This window comes from Citrobacter sp. Marseille-Q5395 (genome assembly GCF_947057495.1).
Taxonomy (GTDB): Bacteria; Pseudomonadota; Gammaproteobacteria; order Enterobacterales; family Enterobacteriaceae; genus Citrobacter; species Citrobacter murliniae.
Genome location: NZ_CAMSEL010000001.1, coordinates 267,290 through 286,174, shown reverse-complemented (window position 1 = coordinate 286,174; position 18,885 = coordinate 267,290). Strand labels below are relative to the sequence as shown.

Annotated in this window: 13 protein-coding genes and 3 tRNA genes; 10 read left to right on the top strand and 6 right to left on the bottom strand. The window is 52.6% G+C overall.

Annotated features, from left to right (window positions below; genetic code table 11):
• The first annotated feature begins 118 nt into the window (after positions 1–118).
• The 3 genes from ptrA to recD are packed head-to-tail and all read left to right on the top strand — an operon-like array spanning position 119 to position 8,374.
• Positions 119–3,007 (top strand): pitrilysin, encoded by a 2,889-nt coding sequence (ptrA, locus tag OH663_RS01295; protein ID WP_200009925.1) that lies wholly within the window; start codon positions 119–121, stop codon positions 3,005–3,007.
• Complete coding sequence (recB, locus tag OH663_RS01290; RefSeq protein WP_200009924.1) at positions 3,000–6,545, top strand: exodeoxyribonuclease V subunit beta; 3,546 nt, start codon at positions 3,000–3,002, stop codon at positions 6,543–6,545. The genes ptrA and recB overlap by 8 nt, the downstream gene beginning before the upstream one ends.
• Entirely contained in the window at positions 6,542–8,374 is a 1,833-nt protein-coding gene (gene recD / locus OH663_RS01285; protein ID WP_200009923.1) for an exodeoxyribonuclease V subunit alpha, read from the top strand. The genes recB and recD overlap by 4 nt, the downstream gene beginning before the upstream one ends.
• A gap of 44 nt (positions 8,375–8,418) precedes the next feature.
• On the opposite strand, the gene argA is transcribed toward recD, so the two are convergent.
• Complete coding sequence (gene argA, locus OH663_RS01280) at positions 8,419–9,750, bottom strand: amino-acid N-acetyltransferase (protein WP_263525673.1); 1,332 nt, start codon at positions 9,748–9,750, stop codon at positions 8,419–8,421.
• Between the two features lie 234 nt (positions 9,751–9,984).
• Between argA and amiC the strand changes: the two genes are divergently transcribed.
• Positions 9,985–11,238, top strand: a complete 1,254-nt coding sequence (amiC, locus tag OH663_RS01275) for an N-acetylmuramoyl-L-alanine amidase AmiC (protein ID WP_045446970.1) — start codon at positions 9,985–9,987, stop codon at positions 11,236–11,238.
• A 74-nt stretch (positions 11,239–11,312) separates the two neighbouring features.
• Here the strand turns inward: amiC and OH663_RS01270 are convergent.
• From OH663_RS01270 to OH663_RS01260, 3 genes are all read right to left on the bottom strand, one after another.
• Positions 11,313–11,389, bottom strand: a tRNA-Met gene (locus OH663_RS01270).
• A gap of 89 nt (positions 11,390–11,478) precedes the next feature.
• A tRNA-Met gene (locus tag OH663_RS01265) sits at positions 11,479–11,555 on the bottom strand.
• 80 nt (positions 11,556–11,635) lie between these two features.
• Positions 11,636–11,712, bottom strand: a tRNA-Met gene (locus tag OH663_RS01260).
• 205 nt (positions 11,713–11,917) lie between these two features.
• Here OH663_RS01260 and mltA point away from each other — a divergent pair.
• On the top strand, positions 11,918–13,015 hold the full coding sequence (mltA, locus tag OH663_RS01255; protein WP_048220641.1) for a murein transglycosylase A: 1,098 nt from the start codon (positions 11,918–11,920) through the stop codon (positions 13,013–13,015).
• A gap of 129 nt (positions 13,016–13,144) precedes the next feature.
• A complete protein-coding gene (gene tcdA / locus OH663_RS01250; RefSeq protein ID WP_200009922.1) occupies positions 13,145–13,951 on the top strand; it encodes a tRNA cyclic N6-threonylcarbamoyladenosine(37) synthase TcdA in 807 nt (268 codons plus the stop codon).
• A gap of 45 nt (positions 13,952–13,996) precedes the next feature.
• Here the strand turns inward: tcdA and csdE are convergent, their stop codons facing one another.
• Positions 13,997–14,443 (bottom strand): cysteine desulfurase sulfur acceptor subunit CsdE, encoded by a 447-nt coding sequence (gene csdE / locus OH663_RS01245; RefSeq protein WP_045446961.1) that lies wholly within the window; start codon positions 14,441–14,443, stop codon positions 13,997–13,999.
• The gene (gene csdA, locus OH663_RS01240) at positions 14,443–15,648 is read right to left on the bottom strand and encodes a cysteine desulfurase CsdA (RefSeq protein WP_200009921.1); all 1,206 of its coding nucleotides are present in this window, start codon (positions 15,646–15,648) and stop codon (positions 14,443–14,445) included. The genes csdE and csdA overlap by 1 nt, the downstream gene beginning before the upstream one ends.
• 191 nt (positions 15,649–15,839) lie before the next feature.
• Between csdA and OH663_RS01235 the strand changes: the two genes are divergently transcribed.
• The 4 genes from OH663_RS01235 to rlmM all read left to right on the top strand — a co-directional run bounded on the left by OH663_RS01235 (position 15,840) and on the right by rlmM (position 18,855).
• Positions 15,840–16,067: a YgdI/YgdR family lipoprotein gene (locus OH663_RS01235; protein WP_045446955.1), complete on the top strand. Its 228-nt coding sequence runs from the start codon at positions 15,840–15,842 to the stop codon at positions 16,065–16,067.
• Between the two features lie 363 nt (positions 16,068–16,430).
• Positions 16,431–17,348, top strand: a complete 918-nt coding sequence (gene gcvA / locus OH663_RS01230) for a glycine cleavage system transcriptional regulator GcvA (protein WP_005130970.1) — start codon at positions 16,431–16,433, stop codon at positions 17,346–17,348.
• An 18-nt stretch (positions 17,349–17,366) separates the two neighbouring features.
• Positions 17,367–17,762 (top strand): DUF423 domain-containing protein, encoded by a 396-nt coding sequence (locus OH663_RS01225; protein WP_045446951.1) that lies wholly within the window; start codon positions 17,367–17,369, stop codon positions 17,760–17,762.
• Positions 17,755–18,855, top strand: a complete 1,101-nt coding sequence (gene rlmM / locus OH663_RS01220; RefSeq protein ID WP_200009920.1) for a 23S rRNA (cytidine(2498)-2'-O)-methyltransferase RlmM — start codon at positions 17,755–17,757, stop codon at positions 18,853–18,855. Before OH663_RS01225 ends, rlmM begins: the two co-directional genes overlap by 8 nt.
• Positions 18,856–18,885 lie beyond the last annotated feature (30 nt).

The following is an 18,885-nucleotide window of genomic DNA, read 5'->3' as shown; positions in this document are numbered from 1 at the left end:
GACTGATTCTTACACATAAGATGCTGACTCGTTCAGCACAGAGTCTTGCCCTGTTCAGACCACGCTTAATGCGTGGTTTGTAGTGAACAGGTGAATACGTTAATGATGAGGTTTGTGAATGCCCCGCAGCACCTGGTTCAGCGCATTACTGTTGTTCGTTGCCCTTTGGGTACCCGTAAGTCAGGCAGATACTGGTTGGCAGCCTTTAGCTGAAACCATCCGTAAAAGCGATAAAGACACTCGCCAGTATCAGGCCGTGCGCCTTGATAACGGCATGGTCGTGTTGCTGGTATCCGACCCTCAGGCCGTTAAGTCTCTCTCTGCACTGGTGGTCCCGGTGGGGTCTCTGGAAGATCCCGACGATCACCAGGGGTTGGCGCATTACCTTGAACATATGTGCCTGATGGGATCTAAAAAATACCCACAGCCGGACAGCTTAGCTGAATTCCTCAAAATGCACGGTGGCAGCCACAACGCCAGCACTGCGCCCTATCGCACGGCTTTCTATCTCGAAGTTGAAAACGATGCGCTGGCGGGTGCCGTCGATCGTCTGGCTGACGCTATTGCCTCGCCGCTGCTCGATAAAAAATATGCCGATCGCGAGCGAAATGCCGTTAATTCTGAGCTGACGCTGGCGCGTACCCGGGACGGTATGCGTATGGCACAGGTGAGCGCAGAAACAATAAACCCGGCACACCCTGGTTCGCGCTTCTCCGGCGGAAATCTGCAGACATTAAGCGACAAACCGGGTAACCCGGTACTGCAAGCCTTGCAGACATTCCATGAAAAGTACTACTCCGCGAACCTGATGAAAGCGGTGATTTACAGTAATAAACCCCTGCCAGAGCTGGCGCGGATCGCGGCTGATACCTTCGGGCGAGTACCGAATAAAAATGTCGAAAAACCGGAAATTACCGTACCGGTCGTGACTGACGCGCAAAAGGGCGTCGTCATCCACTATGTCCCTGCAATGCCGCGTAAAGTGCTGCGCGTAGAGTTTCGTATCGATAACAACAGCGCACAGTTTCGTAGCAAAACCGACGAACTCGTTACCTATTTGATTGGTAACCGCAGTCCGGGGACGTTGTCCGACTGGCTGCAAAAGCAGGGGCTGGTTGAAGGCATTCGTGCTGACTCCGATCCGGTTGTCAATGGTAACAGCGGTGTGCTGGCTATTTCGGCGACGTTAACCGACAAAGGGTTGGCGAATCGCGATGAAGTTGTTGCTGCTATCTTTAGCTATCTCAATCTGTTGCGTGAAAAAGGCGTTGATAAACGCTATTTTGACGAACTGGCACACGTACTGGATCTCGACTTCCGTTATCCCTCTATCACGCGTGATATGGACTACGTGGAATGGCTGGCTGATACCATGATCCGCGTTCCCGTCGAACATACGCTGGATGCGGTGAATATTGCCGATCAATATGATGCTAAGGCGGTTCAGGAACGTCTGGCGATGATGACACCGCAAAATGCGCGTATCTGGTATATCAGTCCGAAAGAGCCACATAATAAAACCGCTTATTTTGTCGATGCCCCTTATCAGGTGGATAAAATCAGCGAAAAAACCTTCGCCGACTGGCAGCAAAAAGCCCAGGGCATTGCGCTCTCTCTGCCGGAGTTGAACCCCTATATCCCTGGTGATTTCACGCTGATTAAGACGGATAAAAAATACGCCCATCCGGATTTGATCGTTGATGAGCCTGATTTACGCGTGGTATATGCGCCGAGTCAGTATTTTGCCAGTGAGCCAAAGGCCGATGTCAGCGTGATTCTGCGCAACCCGAAAGCGATGGATAGCGCCAAAAATCAGGTGTTATTCGCACTGAACGATTATCTGGCCGGTATTGCGCTCGACCAGTTAAGCAATCAGGCTGCGGTGGGGGGGATTGGTTTCTCAACGAATGCTAACAATGGTCTGATGCTTAACGCAAACGGCTATACCCAACGTTTACCGCAGCTTTTTCAGGCGCTGCTGACAGGCTATTTCAGCTACACCGCTACGGACGAACAGCTGGAGCAGGCGAAATCCTGGTACGCCCAGATGATGGACTCTGCAGAGAAAGGCAAAGCCTATGATCAGGCAATTATGCCGGTACAGATGCTTTCTCAGGTGCCGTACTTCTCACGCGATGAACGCCGTAAACTGTTGCCATCCATTACTTTGCAAGAAGTGATGACTTACCGTGACACCTTAAAAGCCGGTGCGCGTCCTGAATTTCTGGTGATTGGTAACATGAGCGAAGCTCAGGCGAAAACCATGGCACGTGATATTCAGAAACAGCTTGGTGCGAACGGGTCGGAATGGTGCCGGAACAAAGATGTTGTAGTCGATAAAAAGCAGTCCGTCATTTTTGAAAAAGCGGGCAGCAGCACGGACTCCGCGCTGGCAGCGGTATTTGTGCCTACCGGTTATGACGAGTACACCAGTTCGGCCTACAGCGCGATGTTAGGGCAAATTGTTCAGCCGTGGTTCTACAATCAACTGCGTACTGAAGAGCAATTAGGCTACGCCGTATTTGCTTTCCCAATGAGCGTTGGCCGTCAGTGGGGAATGGGCTTCCTGCTGCAAAGCAGCGATAAGCAACCGTCTTACCTGTGGGAACGGTATAAAGCGTTTTTCCCGACGGCGGAAGCGAAACTGCGGGCAATGAAAGCTGATGAATTCGTACAAATTCAGCAGGCCATCATTGCGCAAATGCTGCAGGCGCCCCAAACGTTGGGGGCAGAAGCTTCGCAGTTAAGCAAAGATTTCGATCGAGGTAATATGCGCTTCGATTCACGTGATAAAATCGTGGCTCAGATTAAACTGCTGACGCCGCAAAAGCTTGCCGATTTCTTCCATCAGGCGGTGGTTGAGCCGCAAGGCATGGCGATACTGTCACAGGTTTTCGGCAGTCAGAACGGGAAAGCAGAGTATGTGCACCCGGAAGGCTGGAAAGTGTGGCCGACCGTCAGCGCGTTGCAGCAAACCTTACCCCTGATGAGTGAAAAGAATGAATGATGCCGCTGAGTCCCTTGATCCACTGCGCTTGCCCCTGACGGGCGAGCGACTGATTGAAGCCTCTGCGGGCACCGGTAAAACCTTTACCATCGCCGCCCTTTATTTACGTTTACTGCTTGGACTGGGCGGCTCCGCCGCCTTTCCTCGCCCTCTGACCGTCGAAGAGCTGTTAGTGGTTACCTTTACCGAGGCCGCCACTGAAGAGCTGCGCGGTCGTATTCGTAGCAACATTCATGAGCTGCGAATTGCCTGCCTGCGTGAAACTACCGACAATCCGCTCTATGCCCGCTTGTTAGATGAAATTGCCGATAAAAAACAGGCCGCGCATTGGCTGTTATTGGCTGAAAGACAGATGGATGAAGCGGCGGTGTTTACCATTCACGGTTTCTGCCAGCGTATGCTTAGTCTGAACGCCTTTGAGTCAGGCATGCTGTTTGAACAGCAACTGATAGAAGATGAATCGCTGCTGCGTTACCAGGCCTGCGCGGACTTCTGGCGTCGACATTGTTACCCGCTCTCTCGCGATATTGCGCAGGTGATCTTCGAAACGTGGAAAGGCCCACAAGCGCTGCTACGAGATATCGACCGCTACCTACAGGGTGAAGCCCCGGTCATTAAAGCGCCGCCGCCAACGGATGAAACGCTGGCATCCCGACACGAAAAAATTCTGGCGCGTATCAACCAGATTAAGCAGCAATGGCGCGATTCGGTCGATGAGCTGGAAGGTCTGCTTGAAGATTCCGGAATCGACAGGCGTAAATTTAATCGTGGTAATCAGGGTAAGTGGATCGAAAAGATCAGTGCCTGGGCGCAGGAAGAGACACAAAGCTACCAGCTCCCTGATGCGCTGGAGAAATTCTCTCAACGCTTTTTAGAAGATCGCACCAAAGCGGGCGGCGTAACGCCCCGGCATCCGCTATTTGTCGCCATTGATGAACTGATTAGCGAACCGCTGACGATCCGCGATCTGGTGATTACCCGGGCGCTGGCGGAAATCCGCGAAGCGGTTGCGCAGGAGAAACGTCGACGCGGAGAGTTAGGCTTTGACGATATGCTCAGTCGGCTGGACGCGGCACTGGGTAGTGAAAGCGGCGATGCGCTGGCTACTGCCATTCGAACCCGTTTTCCGGTGGCGATGATCGATGAATTCCAGGACACCGACCCGCAGCAGTACCGTATTTTCCGTCGTATCTGGCAGCATCAGCCGGAAACCGCGCTGCTGTTGATTGGCGATCCCAAACAGGCTATTTATGCGTTTCGCGGTGCGGATATCTTCACCTATATGAAAGCGCGTAGTGAAGTTAGCGCACATTACACGCTCGATACCAACTGGCGTTCTGCGCCTGGGATGGTCAATGGCGTCAATACGCTCTTCAGCCAGATGAACGACGCCTTCATGTTCCGCGAAATCCCCTTTAGCCCGGTGAAATCCGCAGAGAAGAATCAATCGCTGCGGTTTGTACTTCACGGTGAAAAGCAACCTGCGATGAGCATGTGGCTAATGGAAGGAGAAAGCTGTGGCGTGGGCGATTACCAGAACTATATGGCCCAGGTGTGCGCAACGCAAATTCGTGACTGGCTTCAAGCCGGGCAGTCTGGTGAGGCGTTGCTGGTCAGCGGTAAAGCGTCCAACCCGGTACGCGCATCGGATATCAGCGTGTTGGTCCGCAGTCGCCAGGAGGCGGCGCTGGTACGCGACGCGCTAACGCAACTGGCTATCCCGTCGGTCTATCTCTCCAACCGTGACAGTGTATTTGAAACGCTGGAGGCGCAGGAACTGCTATGGATCCTGCAGGCGGTGATGACGCCGGAACGTGAAAACACACTGCGTAGCGCGCTGGCGACGTCCATGATGGGACTTAATGCGCAGGATATTGAAGCGCTGAACAATGACGAGAATGCCTGGGATGCCGTAGTAGAGGAATTCGACGGTTATCGCCAGCTCTGGCATAAGCGTGGCGTCATGCCGATGCTGCGCGCGCTGATGTCAGCGCGTCAAATTGCAGAAAACCTGCTGGCAACGGCGGGTGGCGAACGCCGTCTGACCGACATTTTGCATATCAGTGAACTGTTGCAGGAAGCGGGATCGCAACTGGAAAGTGAGCATGCGCTGGTGCGCTGGCTTTCCCAGCATATTCTGGAACCTGACAGCAATGCTTCCAGTCAGCAGTTGAGGCTGGAGAGCGATAAGCATCTGGTTAAAATCGTCACCATCCACAAATCGAAAGGGCTGGAATATCCACTGGTCTGGCTGCCTTTTATCACTAATTTTCGCGTTCAGGATCAGGCGTTCTACCATGATCGTAGCTCTTTTGAAGCTGTGCTGGATCTCAGCGAAGCGGATGAGAGTATTGAGCTGGCAGAAGCTGAACGTCTGGCGGAAGACCTGCGATTGCTTTATGTTGCGCTGACGCGTTCGGTATGGCATTGCAGTCTCGGCGTTGCGCCGCTGGTGCGCCGTCGGGGTGATAAGAAAGGTGATACCGATGTGCATCAGAGTGCTCTGGGACGCTTGTTGCAAAAAGGCGAGCCGAAGGATGCCGCAGGGCTTCGTGCTGCTATTGAAGCGCTTTGCAGTGAAGATATTGCCTGCCTGACGCCGAATGAGCCAGACGGTGAGCGTTGGCTGGTTTCGCAACCCGCCAGTTCGGTATTGAGTGCAAGAACGCTGCAACGTGCTCCCGGTGACAGCTGGCGTGTGACCAGCTATTCCGGCCTGCAACAACGTGGACATGGCATCGCGCAGGATCTGATCCCCCGGCTGGACATTGATGCATCAGGCGTGGGTGAGGCGGTTGTGGAATCAGGGCTAACACCGCATCAGTTTCCACGAGGTGCATCGCCGGGAACATTTTTACATAGCTTGTTTGAGGACCTGGATTTTACCCAACCGGTTGAAACGCAATGGGTACAGGAAAAACTGGCGTTGGGTGGGTATGAGGCACACTGGGCGCCGGTTTTGACCCACTGGCTGGAGACCATTTTGCGTGCGCCGCTTAACGAATCGGGCGTGAGTCTGAGCGTTCTGTCTGCACGGGAAAAACAGGTGGAGATGGAGTTTTATCTGCCCATTTCGCAGCCGCTGATAGCCAGCCAACTGGACGCGCTGATCCGCAAGTACGATCCTCTCTCGGCGGGCTGTCCACCGCTGGATTTCATGCAGGTTCGCGGCATGCTGAAAGGTTTTATTGACCTCGTGTTCCGCCACCAGGGGCGTTATTACCTGCTTGACTACAAATCTAACTGGCTGGGAGAAGACAGCAGCGCTTATACCCAGCAGGCGATGGCCTCAGCAATGCAGGCACACCGTTATGACCTGCAATATCAACTTTATACTCTGGCGCTGCACCGCTATTTACGTCACCGCATTACAGACTACGATTATGAACGCCATTTTGGCGGCGTTATCTATCTCTTTTTGCGCGGTGTTGATAGCGAGGAACCTCAGCAGGGAATTTATGCGACCCGACCAGACGGAGAGCTGATTGCGATGATGGACGAGATGTTTGCGGGCGCAGCACTGGAGGAAATGCAATGACAATCCAGAAGCGATTACTGGAGGCTGTGGAGCAGAAACAGCTACGGCCGTTAGATGCCCAGTTTGCGCTGGCGGTTGCCGGAAACGACAACCCGGTCGTCACGCTGGCTGCGGCATTGCTTAGCCGCGAAGCGGGAGAAGGCCACGTCTGTTTACCGCTTTCGCGTTTATCTTTAAGCGAAGACGCCCACCCTTTGCTTACCTCCTGGATGAGTGAAAAAGGGGAGCCTGAAGACTGGGCTGAATGTCTGCTTGCCTCTGATGCGGTAAGTCGCGGCGAGCGCCCGACGCCGCTGGTGCTGTATGGCGATCGCCTGTATCTGAACCGAATGTGGAATAACGAACGCACGGTGGCTCGCTTCTTTAGTGAGGTTAACCAGGCAATCGAGGTGGATGAATCGCGGTTGACCCACACGCTGGGGACGCTTTTTCCGCATACGGAAGGAATTAACTGGCAGAAAGTTGCAGCGGCTGTAGCGCTGACGCGTCGTATATCAGTGATCTCTGGTGGGCCGGGAACGGGAAAAACGACAACGGTCGCCAGGCTGTTGGCGGCGTTGATTCAGATGGCGGATGGTGAACGCTGTCGTATCCGGCTGGCCGCTCCAACGGGAAAAGCGGCGGCGCGACTGACTGCGTCGCTGGGCGCTGCATTACGTGAGTTGCCGTTGACCGATGAACAAAAGAAACGTATTCCTGATGACGCCAGTACGCTGCACCGATTATTAGGCGCACAGCCGGGTAGCCAGCGACTGCGCCATCATGCAGGCAATCCTCTCCATCTTGATGTGTTGGTGGTTGATGAAGCCTCGATGATTGATTTGCCTATGATGTCGCGCCTTATTGATGCATTACCTCCCCATGGTCGGGTGATTTTTCTTGGCGATCGTGACCAGCTTGCTTCCGTTGAGGCGGGGGCTGTGCTGGGGGATATCTGTGCTTTTGTGAATGCCGGATTTACTGCGGAACGCGCAAAACAACTGAGCCGCCTGACCGGTAGCACCATTCCTGCGGGTTCAGGAACTCAGGCGGCATCATTACGTGACAGCTTATGCCTGCTGCAAAAGAGTTACCGTTTTGGCAGTAATTCCGGTATCGGCCAACTGGCTTCTGCGATAAATCGGGGTGATAAAGCCGCGATCAAAACGGTCTTCCAGCAAGGTTTTAGTGATATTGAAAAACGCACGCTGCAAAGTAGTGAAGATTACGCAGCTATGCTTGATGAAGCGCTAGCGGGCTATGGGCACTACCTTGAGTTGCTCCATGAGCGTGCAGAGCCGGATGCTATTATTCAGTCATTTAATGAATATCAGCTATTGTGCGCACTGCGTGAAGGTCCGTTCGGCGTGAGTGGGTTGAATGAGCGCATCGAACAGGTGATGGTGCAAAAACGTAAGATTTCCCGTCTCGCACATACCCGTTGGTACGAGGGGCGACCGGTGATGATTGCGCGAAATGACAGTTCGCTGGGTCTGTTTAACGGTGATATCGGGATCGCGCTCGATCGTGGTCAGGGCTTAAGGGTGTGGTTTGCGTTGCCGGATGGCAATATCAAGTCGGTACAGCCCAGCCGTTTACCGGAACATGAAACAACCTGGGCGATGACGGTGCATAAATCACAAGGATCCGAGTTTGATCATGCGGCGTTGATTTTACCCAGCCAGCATTCGCCCGTTGTTACCCGCGAGCTGGTTTATACGGCGGTGACCCGCGCGCGCCGTCGCTTGTCGCTGTATGCCGATGAGCGGATATTGAGTGGGGCCATTGCCACTCGCACTGAACGTCGCAGTGGGCTGTCGGCGTTGTTTAATGATGGTATTGCACAGTAGGATTTGTTGGCCGGATAAGCGTTAACGCTATCCGGCAACTGTGGTTACCCCAGATCTGCCATTAGCACTTTTGAACGCCGCTGATAGTTGTACATCTGTTTCTTACTCTCTGGCAGCAGGTCAATATCCACGGGCGTGAAGCCGCGCTCCTGAAACCAGTGAATACTGCGTGTTGTCAGCACGAACAGTTTGCTAAGCCCCATTTGTCTGGCCTGCACGGCGATCCTTTCCAGCAAAACTTCTCCGCGTGAAGAACTTCGATAGTCCGGATGTACTGCTACACACGCCATTTCGCCAATTCGTTCTTCCGGGAAAGGGTACAGGGCGGCACAGGCGATGGTCAGGTTATCACGCTGAATAATAGTGAATTTGTCGATCTCCATTTCCAATTGTTCACGTGAGCGACGGACCAGAATACCTTGCTGCTCGAGTGGGCGAATCAGTTCCAGAATACCGCCGATATCGTTAATGGTGGCGCGACGGATCTGTTCGGCGCTCTCCATCACGATTTGCGTCCCGATCCCATCGCGTGAGAACAGCTCCTGTAACAATGCGCCATCTTCCTGATAGCTAATCAGGTGGCAGCGGCGTACGCCACTGCGACAGGCTTTTACGGCACCACGCAGGAAGCGCACGGTGCCGGAGCTGTAGTCGCCTTTCTCTTCCTGTGACTCAACGCGAGCCTGGGCTTCGTTGGGGAAAAGTTCGGAAACAATATCGCCATCATCGTTAATAACTCCCTGGGAGGAGCAAAAACCGATCATCTTTTCTGCTTTCAGCTTGATAGCCAACTGGGTGGCGACCTCTTCTGAAGTCAGATTAAAGCTCTCTCCGGTGACGGAAACGGCTACCGGGCCCATCAATACAATGGCGCCACTGTCCAACTGGCGGTGAATCGCCTCTTCATCAATACGACGGATGCGTCCGCTATGGCAGTAATCTACGCCGTCATCGACGCCAAGAGGTTGGGAGATAATAAAGTTACCGCTGACCACATTGATGTGCGTGCCCTGCAATGGCGTATTGTTCAGGCTCATCGACAGGCGGGCGGTGATATCAAGCTGGAGTAGCCCTGCAGCCTGCTTCACCAGCTCCAGCGTTTTGGCATCAGTCACGCGCGTATTTTTGTGGTACACCGGCTCATGATGATGAGCAGCAAGATTGGCATCAATCTGTGGCCGGGCGCCATACACCACAACGAGGCGGATGCCCAGGCTATGCAGGAGGCCAATGTCATTGACGATACTGGAAAAGTTTTCATGCTCGATGGCTTCGCCGCCCAGCATAATGACAAACGTTTTTCCCCGATGGGTATTGATATAGGGAACAGAATGGCGGAATCCCTGTACCAGTTCGGTTCTACGCTCCTTCACCACGGCACACCCTCATTGCATGATTATTCGTAATTTGTGTATTTTTATTCTGTTTTTGCTCCATGCGCAAGCGTAATTTTTACCCTTCCTGAAGATTTTTCTCAGTAATGCCGTGAATATAAAAAGAATGTTTACCCTTTTGTAGATGACAGATTATGCGTCATTCGCTAAAGTTTCCGGTCAATTAGGACGTTTTACCTATTACCTAAATAAAGATTTCTTTTGCTCGGGAGAAGCATGTCGGGATCCAATTCAGCAATCAGTCGCCGCCGTTTACTGAAAGGTGCGGGTGCTATGTGGCTTTTGAGCGTCAGCCAGGTCGGTCTGGCCGCCGTTAGTCAGGTCGTTGCAGTGCGCATCTGGCCTGCCTCCAGTTATACCCGCGTCACGGTGGAATCCAACCGTCTGCTGAAATACAAACAGTTTGCCCTGAGTAATCCTGAGCGTGTGGTTGTGGATATTGAAGGCGTTAATTTGAACTCGGTGCTCAAGGGAATCGGGACGCAGATCCGCCCTGACGATCCGTACATTAAGTCAGCAAGAGTAGGCCAGTTTGACCCACAGACCGTGCGCATGGTGTTTGAGCTGAAACAAGATGTGAAGCCGCAGCTGTTCGCCCTGGCACCCGTTGCAGGATTTAAAGAACGTCTGGTGATGGATCTTTATCCCGCGAATGCCCAGGATGTGCAGGATCCTCTGCTGGCGTTACTTGAAGACTACAACAAGGGCGATCTCGATAAACAGGTGCCACCTGCACAAAGTGGCCCGCAGCCCGGTAAAGCGGGGCGTGACCGTCCAATTGTCATTATGCTCGATCCCGGCCATGGTGGCGAAGATTCCGGTGCCGTGGGGAAATACAAGACGCGCGAAAAAGATGTGGTGTTGCAGATAGCCCGTCGCCTGCGCGCGCTGATCGAAAAAGAAGGCAATATGAAGGTCTATATGACGCGTAATGAGGATATCTTCATTCCGTTGAAAGTCCGCGTGGCGAAAGCCCAGAAGCAGCGCGCTGACCTGTTTGTCTCCATTCATGCGGATGCTTTTACCAGTCGACAGCCCAGTGGTTCGTCGGTGTTTGCACTTTCCACTAAAGGTGCGACCAGTACCGCAGCAAAATATCTGGCGCAAACCCAGAACGCCTCGGATTTAATTGGTGGTGTCAGTAAGAGTGGTGACCGCTACGTCGACCACACCATGTTCGACATGGTGCAATCGCTGACGATTGCTGACAGTCTGAAGTTTGGTAAAGCGGTACTGAATAAGCTCGGTAAGATTAATAATCTGCATAAGAATCAGGTTGAGCAGGCAGGATTTGCGGTGTTGAAAGCGCCGGATATTCCCTCGATCCTCGTGGAAACGGCGTTTATCAGTAACGTTGAAGAGGAGCGAAAGCTCAAAACCGCGACCTTCCAGCAGGAAGTTGCTGAGTCGATTCTGGCTGGGATCAAAGCGTATTTTGCCGATGGGGCAACGCTGGCGAGAAGGGGATAATAAAAAAGCGCTGAGAAGCGCTTTTTTTACGGACCGCAGAAACAAAAAAACACCCGTCAGGGTGTTCAATGTATTGGTTGCGGGGGCCGGATTTGAACCGACGACCTTCGGGTTATGAGCCCGACGAGCTACCAGGCTGCTCCACCCCGCGTCCGTCTTTTGCTTCGTATTCAAACCACATCTGCGTTGGCTTTGCTGTGATTCGAACTACCTTGCAAAAATATCACATCAGATTTTAATTGGTTGCGGGGGCCGGATTTGAACCGACGACCTTCGGGTTATGAGCCCGACGAGCTACCAGGCTGCTCCACCCCGCGTCCGTCTTTCTGCTGCGTATTTCAAATCACATGTGTGATTCGAACTGCTTAACAGAAATATTACTGCTTCTGATTTTAATTGGTTGCGGGGGCCAGATTTGAACTGACGACCTTCGGGTTATGAGCCCGACGAGCTACCAGGCTGCTCCACCCCGCGTCCGTGGATGCGCACTATACTCTGCTAACGTTTTCATGCAACCCTTTTTTCACCTTGATCACGGTTTAAGGATGAAAATGAACAAAAACAAAGCATTTCGGTTTATTTTTTGCGCAAAATTTGCGATGGGGTATGCATTCGCATTTCATTAGGTTCGGGGGTTTGTTATCTTCATCTCGCATTCAGGCAACTTAAGACGAGAATAATGAAAGGACGTTGGGCAAAATATCTTCTGGCGGGGGCCGTAGTCGCGATGCTCGCTGCGTGTTCCTCTAAACCCACCGATCGTGGACAGCAGTATAAAGACGGGAAATTTACCCAGCCTTTCTCACTGGTGAACCAACCTGATGCGGTTGGCGCGCCAATCAATGCCGGTGATTTCGCCGAGCAGGTAAATCAGATCCGCAACGCCTCTCCGCGTTTGTATGGCAACCAAAGCAATGTCTACAACGCTATCCAGGAGTGGCTACGTGCAGGTGGCGATACGCGCAATATGCGCCAGTTTGGTATTGATGCTTGGCAGATGGAAGGGGCTGATAACTATGGCAACGTTCAGTTCACTGGTTATTACACGCCGGTAATCCAGGCGCGGCACACGCGTCAGGGGGAATTTCAATACCCTATCTATCGTATGCCGCCAAAACGTGGGCGTTTACCTTCCCGCGCTGAAATCTACGCAGGTGCGTTGAGTGACAACTATATCCTGGCATACAGCAACTCCCTGATGGATAACTTCATTATGGATGTTCAGGGCAGTGGCTACATCGACTTCGGTGATGGCAGCCCGCTTAACTTCTTTAGCTATGCCGGCAAAAACGGCCATGCTTATCGCAGTATTGGTAAAGTGCTGATCGATCGTGGCGAAGTGAAGAAAGAAGATATGTCGATGCAGGCGATCCGTCACTGGGGTGAAACGCACAGCGAAGCTGAAGTGCGTGAACTGCTGGAACAGAATCCGTCGTTCGTCTTCTTTAAACCACAATCTTTTGCCCCGGTAAAAGGGGCCAGCGCAGTGCCGCTGATTGGCAGGGCCTCCGTTGCTTCTGACCGTAGTATTATTCCTGCGGGCACGACGTTACTGGCAGAAGTGCCGCTGCTGGACAATAACGGGAAATTTACCGGTCAGTATGAACTGCGTCTGATGGTGGCATTAGATGTCGGTGGAGCGATCAAAGGCCAGCACTTCGATATCTATCAGGGTATTGGTGCAGACGCAGGGCATCGTGCGGGCTGGTATAATCACTACGGTCGTGTCTGGGTGCTGAAAAGTGGCGCCGGAGCGGGTAACGTATTTAGCGGTTAATAGCCTTATCAGACCTGCCATTTTTCGAGCAGGCTGGATAAGCGAAGCGCCATTCGGCGCAAGAACGGTGTTGTCGCCACTATAGTGAGTGGCGATCACCGCTCTTTGAATTTTCTGTTCTGAGGTCGTATGTCTGTTGTGATAAGTGATGCCTGGCGTCAGCGTTTTGGCGGCACAGCGCGTCTGTATGGCGAAAATGCGCTGCACCTGTTCGCCGGATCGCACGTGTGTGTGGTCGGGATTGGCGGCGTGGGATCGTGGGCGGCGGAAGCGCTGGCGCGTACCGGAATTGGCGCAATTACGCTCATCGATATGGATGATGTGTGCGTTACCAATACTAACAGGCAGATCCATGCTCTGCGTGATAACGTGGGCCAGGCGAAGGCTGAGGTGATGGCCGAACGTATACGGCAGATTAATCCCGAGTGTCGGGTCAGTGTGGTCGATGACTTTGTCACGCCGGATAACGTTGCAGAGTATATGAACGCGGGCTTTTCGTATGTCATTGATGCTATCGACAGTGTACGCCCGAAGGCAGCGCTGATCGCGTACTGCCGTCGCAATAAAATTCCGCTGGTCACCACCGGTGGTGCCGGAGGGCAGATTGACCCTACGCAGATTCAGGTCGTTGATTTAGCCAAAACTATTCAGGATCCGTTGGCGGCGAAGCTACGTGAGCGGCTAAAAAGTGACTTTGGCGTGGTTAAAAACAGCAAAGGCAAGCTGGGTGTGGACTGTGTGTTCTCGACCGAGGCGCTGGTCTATCCGCAGGCTGATGGTTCAGTGTGTGCGATGAAGGCGACGGCAGAAGGGCCGAAGCGTATGGATTGTGCATCTGGTTTTGGCGCTGCGACGATGGTGACAGCGACATTTGGCTTTGTCGCGGTGTCACACGCGTTGAAGAAGATGATGGCGAAGGCGGCGCGTCAGGCTTAATGATTGTTTGCCGGATGGGGCACCAGCGCTTATCCGGCAAAACAGCTATACAACCAGCTGCGCTGCTGCAAGAATCGCCGCGTTAAGGGCATTCAGTCCCTGGCTACGCGAAGCGCTGAGCTGGGCGCGTAAACCTAATTCATCAAAAAAATCCATTGGCGAACGTGTCAGTAATTCGGCGGCGGTTTTACCTTCTACCGCGGTGAGCAGCACTGCCAGCAAACCGCGCACGATACGGCCTTCGCTGTCGCCGAAAAAGTGCATAGTGCCATTCTCATGTACGGCATACCCCAGCCAGACGCGGTTTTCGCATCCCGCGATCTCTTTTGCCTGGGCCTTTAATGGCTCCGGGAGTGGCGGTAGTTGCTTCCCCAGCAGGATAAGCTGGCGATATTTATCTTCCCACTGAGTAAGTGGGACAAAGATAGCTCGTAAAGTCTCTTCGGTCACGGTTGTGCCAAACGGATGTTCGGCGAACAGAGGGTTTGTCATTAATCCACCAATATTTCCAGCGCGCGGTCAATCGCCGTCACCAACGCATCCACATCACTTTGGCTATTATAAGGTGCAAATGAGGCGCGCAGCGTCCCTGATACACCAAGTTCTGCCAGCAGCGGTTGCGCACAGTGTTGTCCTGCGCGAAGCGCGATGCCATATTCGGCCAGCAGTGTCACCATGTCGCTGTGGTGAACACCGGCAAAATCGAAGGCCAACAGGCTGGAGTCCTGGCAGCGGAAAGAACGGAATCCCGGGCGCTTCGCCAGTGCCTCTTCTGCCAGTGTAGCCAGACCACGGCTCCAGCTTTCCGCTTGCACGATATCGACATCCGCCAGCCATTCCAGCGCAGCGCTCAGGCCAATAACACCCGCAACGTTAGGCGTACCTGCCTCCAGTTTCCAGGGAACCGCCTGGGTGGTAAACCCCGCAAAACTGACTTCATTAATCATCTTGCCGCCGCCGAGCCAGGGAGACATGGCATCCAGCAACTCTGGCTTACCATACAAAACGCCGATCCCGGTCGGCCCGTACAGCTTGTGACCAGAAAAAGCATAGAAATCAATATCCAACTGCTGCACGTCTGCGGGGAAATGTACAACGCCCTGGGCGCCATCAACCATCACCACCATACCCGCAGCGTGGGCGAGCGAAATGGCGCGAACCAGGTCCGGACAGCCGCCAGTTACGTTTGACATCTGCCCCAGCGCCAGTATGCGGCTGCGTGGTGTGATGAGTTCTGGTAAGTGTTCCACGTCCGGCAGTAAATGGGCGTTGAGAGGGAGTCTGATGACTTTTGCCCCCGTTTGTTCCGCCACCATCAGCCAGGGAACGAGGTTGGCATGGTGTTCCGCCACGCTGACGATAATCTCATCGCCTCTTTGTAAGCGCGGGCGTGCGTAGCTTTGGGCTACCATGTTGATAGCCTCTGTCGTACCGCGGGTCCAGACGATGGATTTATCATCCGGTGCATTGATCAGGCGGGCGGCCTTCTCCCGTGCGGCTTCATAGCGGGCGGTCAGCCGTTGGGCTTCGGCAAATTGGCTGCGATGGACATTACCGGCGCTCAGGCTATAAAACTGGTGAGTGGCATCAATCACAGCCTGTGGTTTCAACGCTGTTGCGGCGCTATCGAGATAGACGCCAGCATCGCTGAGCGCGGGAAACTGTGCGCGAAACTGCGCGGGGTTAAAAGCGTTCATGGTATTCCTCAGTTCAATAAACCGATCGTGGCGCAAAAAGAGCGCAGACACAAGGGGAGGCTAACTATCAGAATCCTCTGGATATCCTGGTAAAGTCAGAACAGTGGCTTATGCTAAATAGTGTTAGGTGAGTATTTTTGCCTGTTATGGAATTCGTTTTATTTAGCATAAATCGCTTTAAGGAGAACAATATGAAAAAGACTGCCGCAATTATCTCTGCATGTATGCTGACTTTTGCCCTGAGCGCCTGTTCTGGTTCGAATTACGTGATGCACACCAATGATGGTCGGTCGATCGTGTCTGACGGTAAGCCAAAGACCGATAATGAGACGGGAATGATTTCCTACAAGGACGCTAATGGCAACAAACAGCAGATTAACCGTACCGATGTGAAAGAGATGGTGGAACTGGAGAAATAGCCGGGCGTCATCGACAGAAACTCGGACAAAAAAAAGCACCGCAATTTGGCGGTGCTACATTAATCACTATGGACAGACAGGGTAAATGTACAGGAAGTGAAAAAGGGTAGCTTTGCTACCATGGTCTGAATCGCAGACCAATTGCAAACACAACAACACAACATCACAACCGTAAGCCAAAAGCCCACCAGAACACGCATTCCGATAAAACTTTTCGTTCCGGCTTCAGGAAGTGCCGCCACTATAGGTATTTGCTGGTAGAACCTCAACGGACAATTTATAATGGCTCAGATTAAAAAAACTAATAGGTTACAGGCTGTTATGTAACTGTTAAATTCTTTTAACATCAAAGCCTAAAAAGTCATGTCAAAACGATTACCACCCTTAAATGCGTTACGTGTTTTTGATGCTGCGGCGCGTCATTTGAGTTTTACTCGCGCAGCCGAAGAGCTTTTTGTGACGCAGGCCGCAGTAAGTCATCAAATCAAGTCACTTGAGGATTTCTTGGGACTTAAGCTGTTTCGTCGACGCAATCGATCTCTCTTGTTGACGGAAGAAGGTCAAAGCTATTTCCTCGACATCAAAGAGATTTTTTCGCAATTAACCGATGCGACGCGTAAACTTCAGGCACGCAGTGCAAAAGGCGCGCTCACCGTGAGTTTATTGCCCAGTTTTGCAATTCAATGGCTGGTGCCAAGACTCTCTAGCTTTAACTCAGCTTATCCGGGAATCGATGTCAGGATCCAGGCGGTAGACCGCCAGGAAGACAAACTGGCTGACGATGTTGATGTCGCTATTTTTTATGGGCGCGGTAACTGGCCTGGCCTGCGTGTGGAAAAATTGTACGCAGAATATTTATTGCCAGTCTGTTCGCCTCTGTTGCTCACTGGCGATAAACCGTTGAAGACGCCAGAGGATTTGGCAAAACACACTTTATTGCACGATGCTTCGCGGCGTGACTGGCAAGCCTATACGCGCCAGCTTGGCCTGAATCATATCAACGTACAGCAGGGACCTATCTTCAGCCATAGTGCCATGGTGCTTCAGGCTGCTATTCATGGACAGGGAGTGGCGCTGGCCAATAACGTTATGGCGCAGTCTGAAATTGAAGCCGGGCGTTTGGTCTGTCCCTTTAATGATGTTCTGGTCAGCAAGAACGCATTTTATCTGGTTTGTCATGACAGTCAGGCAGAACTGGGTAAAATAGCCGCCTTCCGTCAGTGGATACTGGCAAAAGCGGCCACTGAACAAGAAAAATTCCGCTTTCGTTATGAACAATAATTTACTTAGGGTATTAACATGACCAGCCGTTTTATGCTGATTTTTGCCGCCGTAAGTGGCTTTATTTTTGTGGCACTGGGCGCCTTTGGGGCACATGTTCTGAGTAAAACCCTCGGCGTCGTTGAAATGGGGTGGATCCAGACGGGCCTTGAGTATCAGGCGTTCCATACGCTGGCCATCTTTGGCCTCGCGGTCGCTATGCAGCGACGTATTAGCATTTGGTTTTACTGGAGTAGCGTGTTTATGGCATTAGGCACGGTGCTGTTCAGCGGCAGCCTGTATTGCCTCGCGCTGTCTCATCTACGCCTGTGGGCGTTTGTTACCCCTGTTGGTGGCTTCAGCTTCCTGGCAGGTTGGGTTCTGATGTTAGTTGGTGCTATTCGATTGAAACGTAAGGGCGTTAGCCATGAATAAGGTTGTATTGTTGTGTCGCCCAGGTTTTGAAAAAGAGTGCGCCGCAGAAATTACGGATAAAGCAACTCGTCGGGAAGTGTTTGGCTTTGCTCGCGTGAAAGACAATGCGGGTTACGTCATTTATGAGTGCTATCAGCAGGGTGATGCTGAAAATTTGGTCAAAGAGCTGCCGTTCAGTTCGCTGATTTTTGCCCGTCAAATGTTTGTCGTCGGTGAATTGCTGCAATATTTGCCGCCGGAAGATCGCATTACGCCGATTGTCGGTATGTTGCAGGGCGTTGTAGAGAAAGGTGGTGATCTGCGCGTCGAAGTCGCAGACACTAATGAAAGCAAAGAGCTGGTTAAGTTTTGCCGCAAATTTACCGTGCCGCTGCGTGCGGCGCTGCGTGAAGCAGGTGTACTGGCAAAATATGAAACGCCAAAACGTCCGGTAGTCCATGTTTTCTTTATCGCACCAGGTTGTTGTTACACCGGTTATTCCTGGCCTGACAATAATTCACCGTTTTACATGGGCATCCCGCGTTTGAAGTTCCCGGCCGATGCCCCGAGCCGTTCAACACTGAAGCTCGAAGAAGCGCTACATGTTTTTATTCCTGCCGATGAGTGGGATGAGCGTCTGGCAAATGGAATGTATGCGGTGGATTTAGGGGCTTGCCCTGGCGGTTGGACCTATCAGCTGGTCAAACGCAATATGTGGGTTTACTCCGTGGATAACGGTCCGATGGCGCAAAGCCTGATGGATACCGGACAGGTGACCTGGTTGCGTGAAGACGGATTTAAATACCGTCCGAATCGCAACAACATCTCGTGGATGGTCTGCGATATGGTGGAGAAGCCTGCGAAAGTTGCCGCGTTGATGGCGCAATGGTTGGTTAATGGCTGGTGCCGTGAGACGATTTTCAATCTCAAGTTGCCGATGAAAAAGCGCTACGAAGAAGTGTCGCAAAACCTGGCCTATATCCAGGCGCAGTTGGATGAACATAACATCAATGCGCAGATTCAGGCACGTCAGCTGTATCATGACCGCGAAGAAGTGACCGTGCACGTGCGTCGTCTGTGGGCCGCTGTCGGCGGTCGTCGCGACGAGCGATAAAGACCTCCCTGCAGGCCTGATGGCGCATGC

Excerpts from the sequence above, each read along its gene's own strand:
- ptrA (WP_200009925.1), top strand. The coding sequence starts at position 119 with ATGCCCCGCAGCACCTGGTTCAGCGCATTACTGTTGTTCGTTGCCCTT.
- recB (WP_200009924.1), top strand. The coding sequence starts at position 3,000 with ATGAATGATGCCGCTGAGTCCCTTGATCCACTGCGCTTGCCCCTGACG.
- recD (WP_200009923.1), top strand. The coding sequence starts at position 6,542 with ATGACAATCCAGAAGCGATTACTGGAGGCTGTGGAGCAGAAACAGCTA.
- amiC (WP_045446970.1), top strand. The coding sequence starts at position 9,985 with ATGTCGGGATCCAATTCAGCAATCAGTCGCCGCCGTTTACTGAAAGGT.
- mltA (WP_048220641.1), top strand. The coding sequence starts at position 11,918 with ATGAAAGGACGTTGGGCAAAATATCTTCTGGCGGGGGCCGTAGTCGCG.
- tcdA (WP_200009922.1), top strand. The coding sequence starts at position 13,145 with ATGTCTGTTGTGATAAGTGATGCCTGGCGTCAGCGTTTTGGCGGCACA.
- csdE (WP_045446961.1), bottom strand. The coding sequence starts at position 14,443 with ATGACAAACCCTCTGTTCGCCGAACATCCGTTTGGCACAACCGTGACC.
- csdA (WP_200009921.1), bottom strand. The coding sequence starts at position 15,648 with ATGAACGCTTTTAACCCCGCGCAGTTTCGCGCACAGTTTCCCGCGCTC.
- OH663_RS01235 (WP_045446955.1), top strand. The coding sequence starts at position 15,840 with ATGAAAAAGACTGCCGCAATTATCTCTGCATGTATGCTGACTTTTGCC.
- gcvA (WP_005130970.1), top strand. The coding sequence starts at position 16,431 with ATGTCAAAACGATTACCACCCTTAAATGCGTTACGTGTTTTTGATGCT.
- OH663_RS01225 (WP_045446951.1), top strand. The coding sequence starts at position 17,367 with ATGACCAGCCGTTTTATGCTGATTTTTGCCGCCGTAAGTGGCTTTATT.
- rlmM (WP_200009920.1), top strand. The coding sequence starts at position 17,755 with ATGAATAAGGTTGTATTGTTGTGTCGCCCAGGTTTTGAAAAAGAGTGC.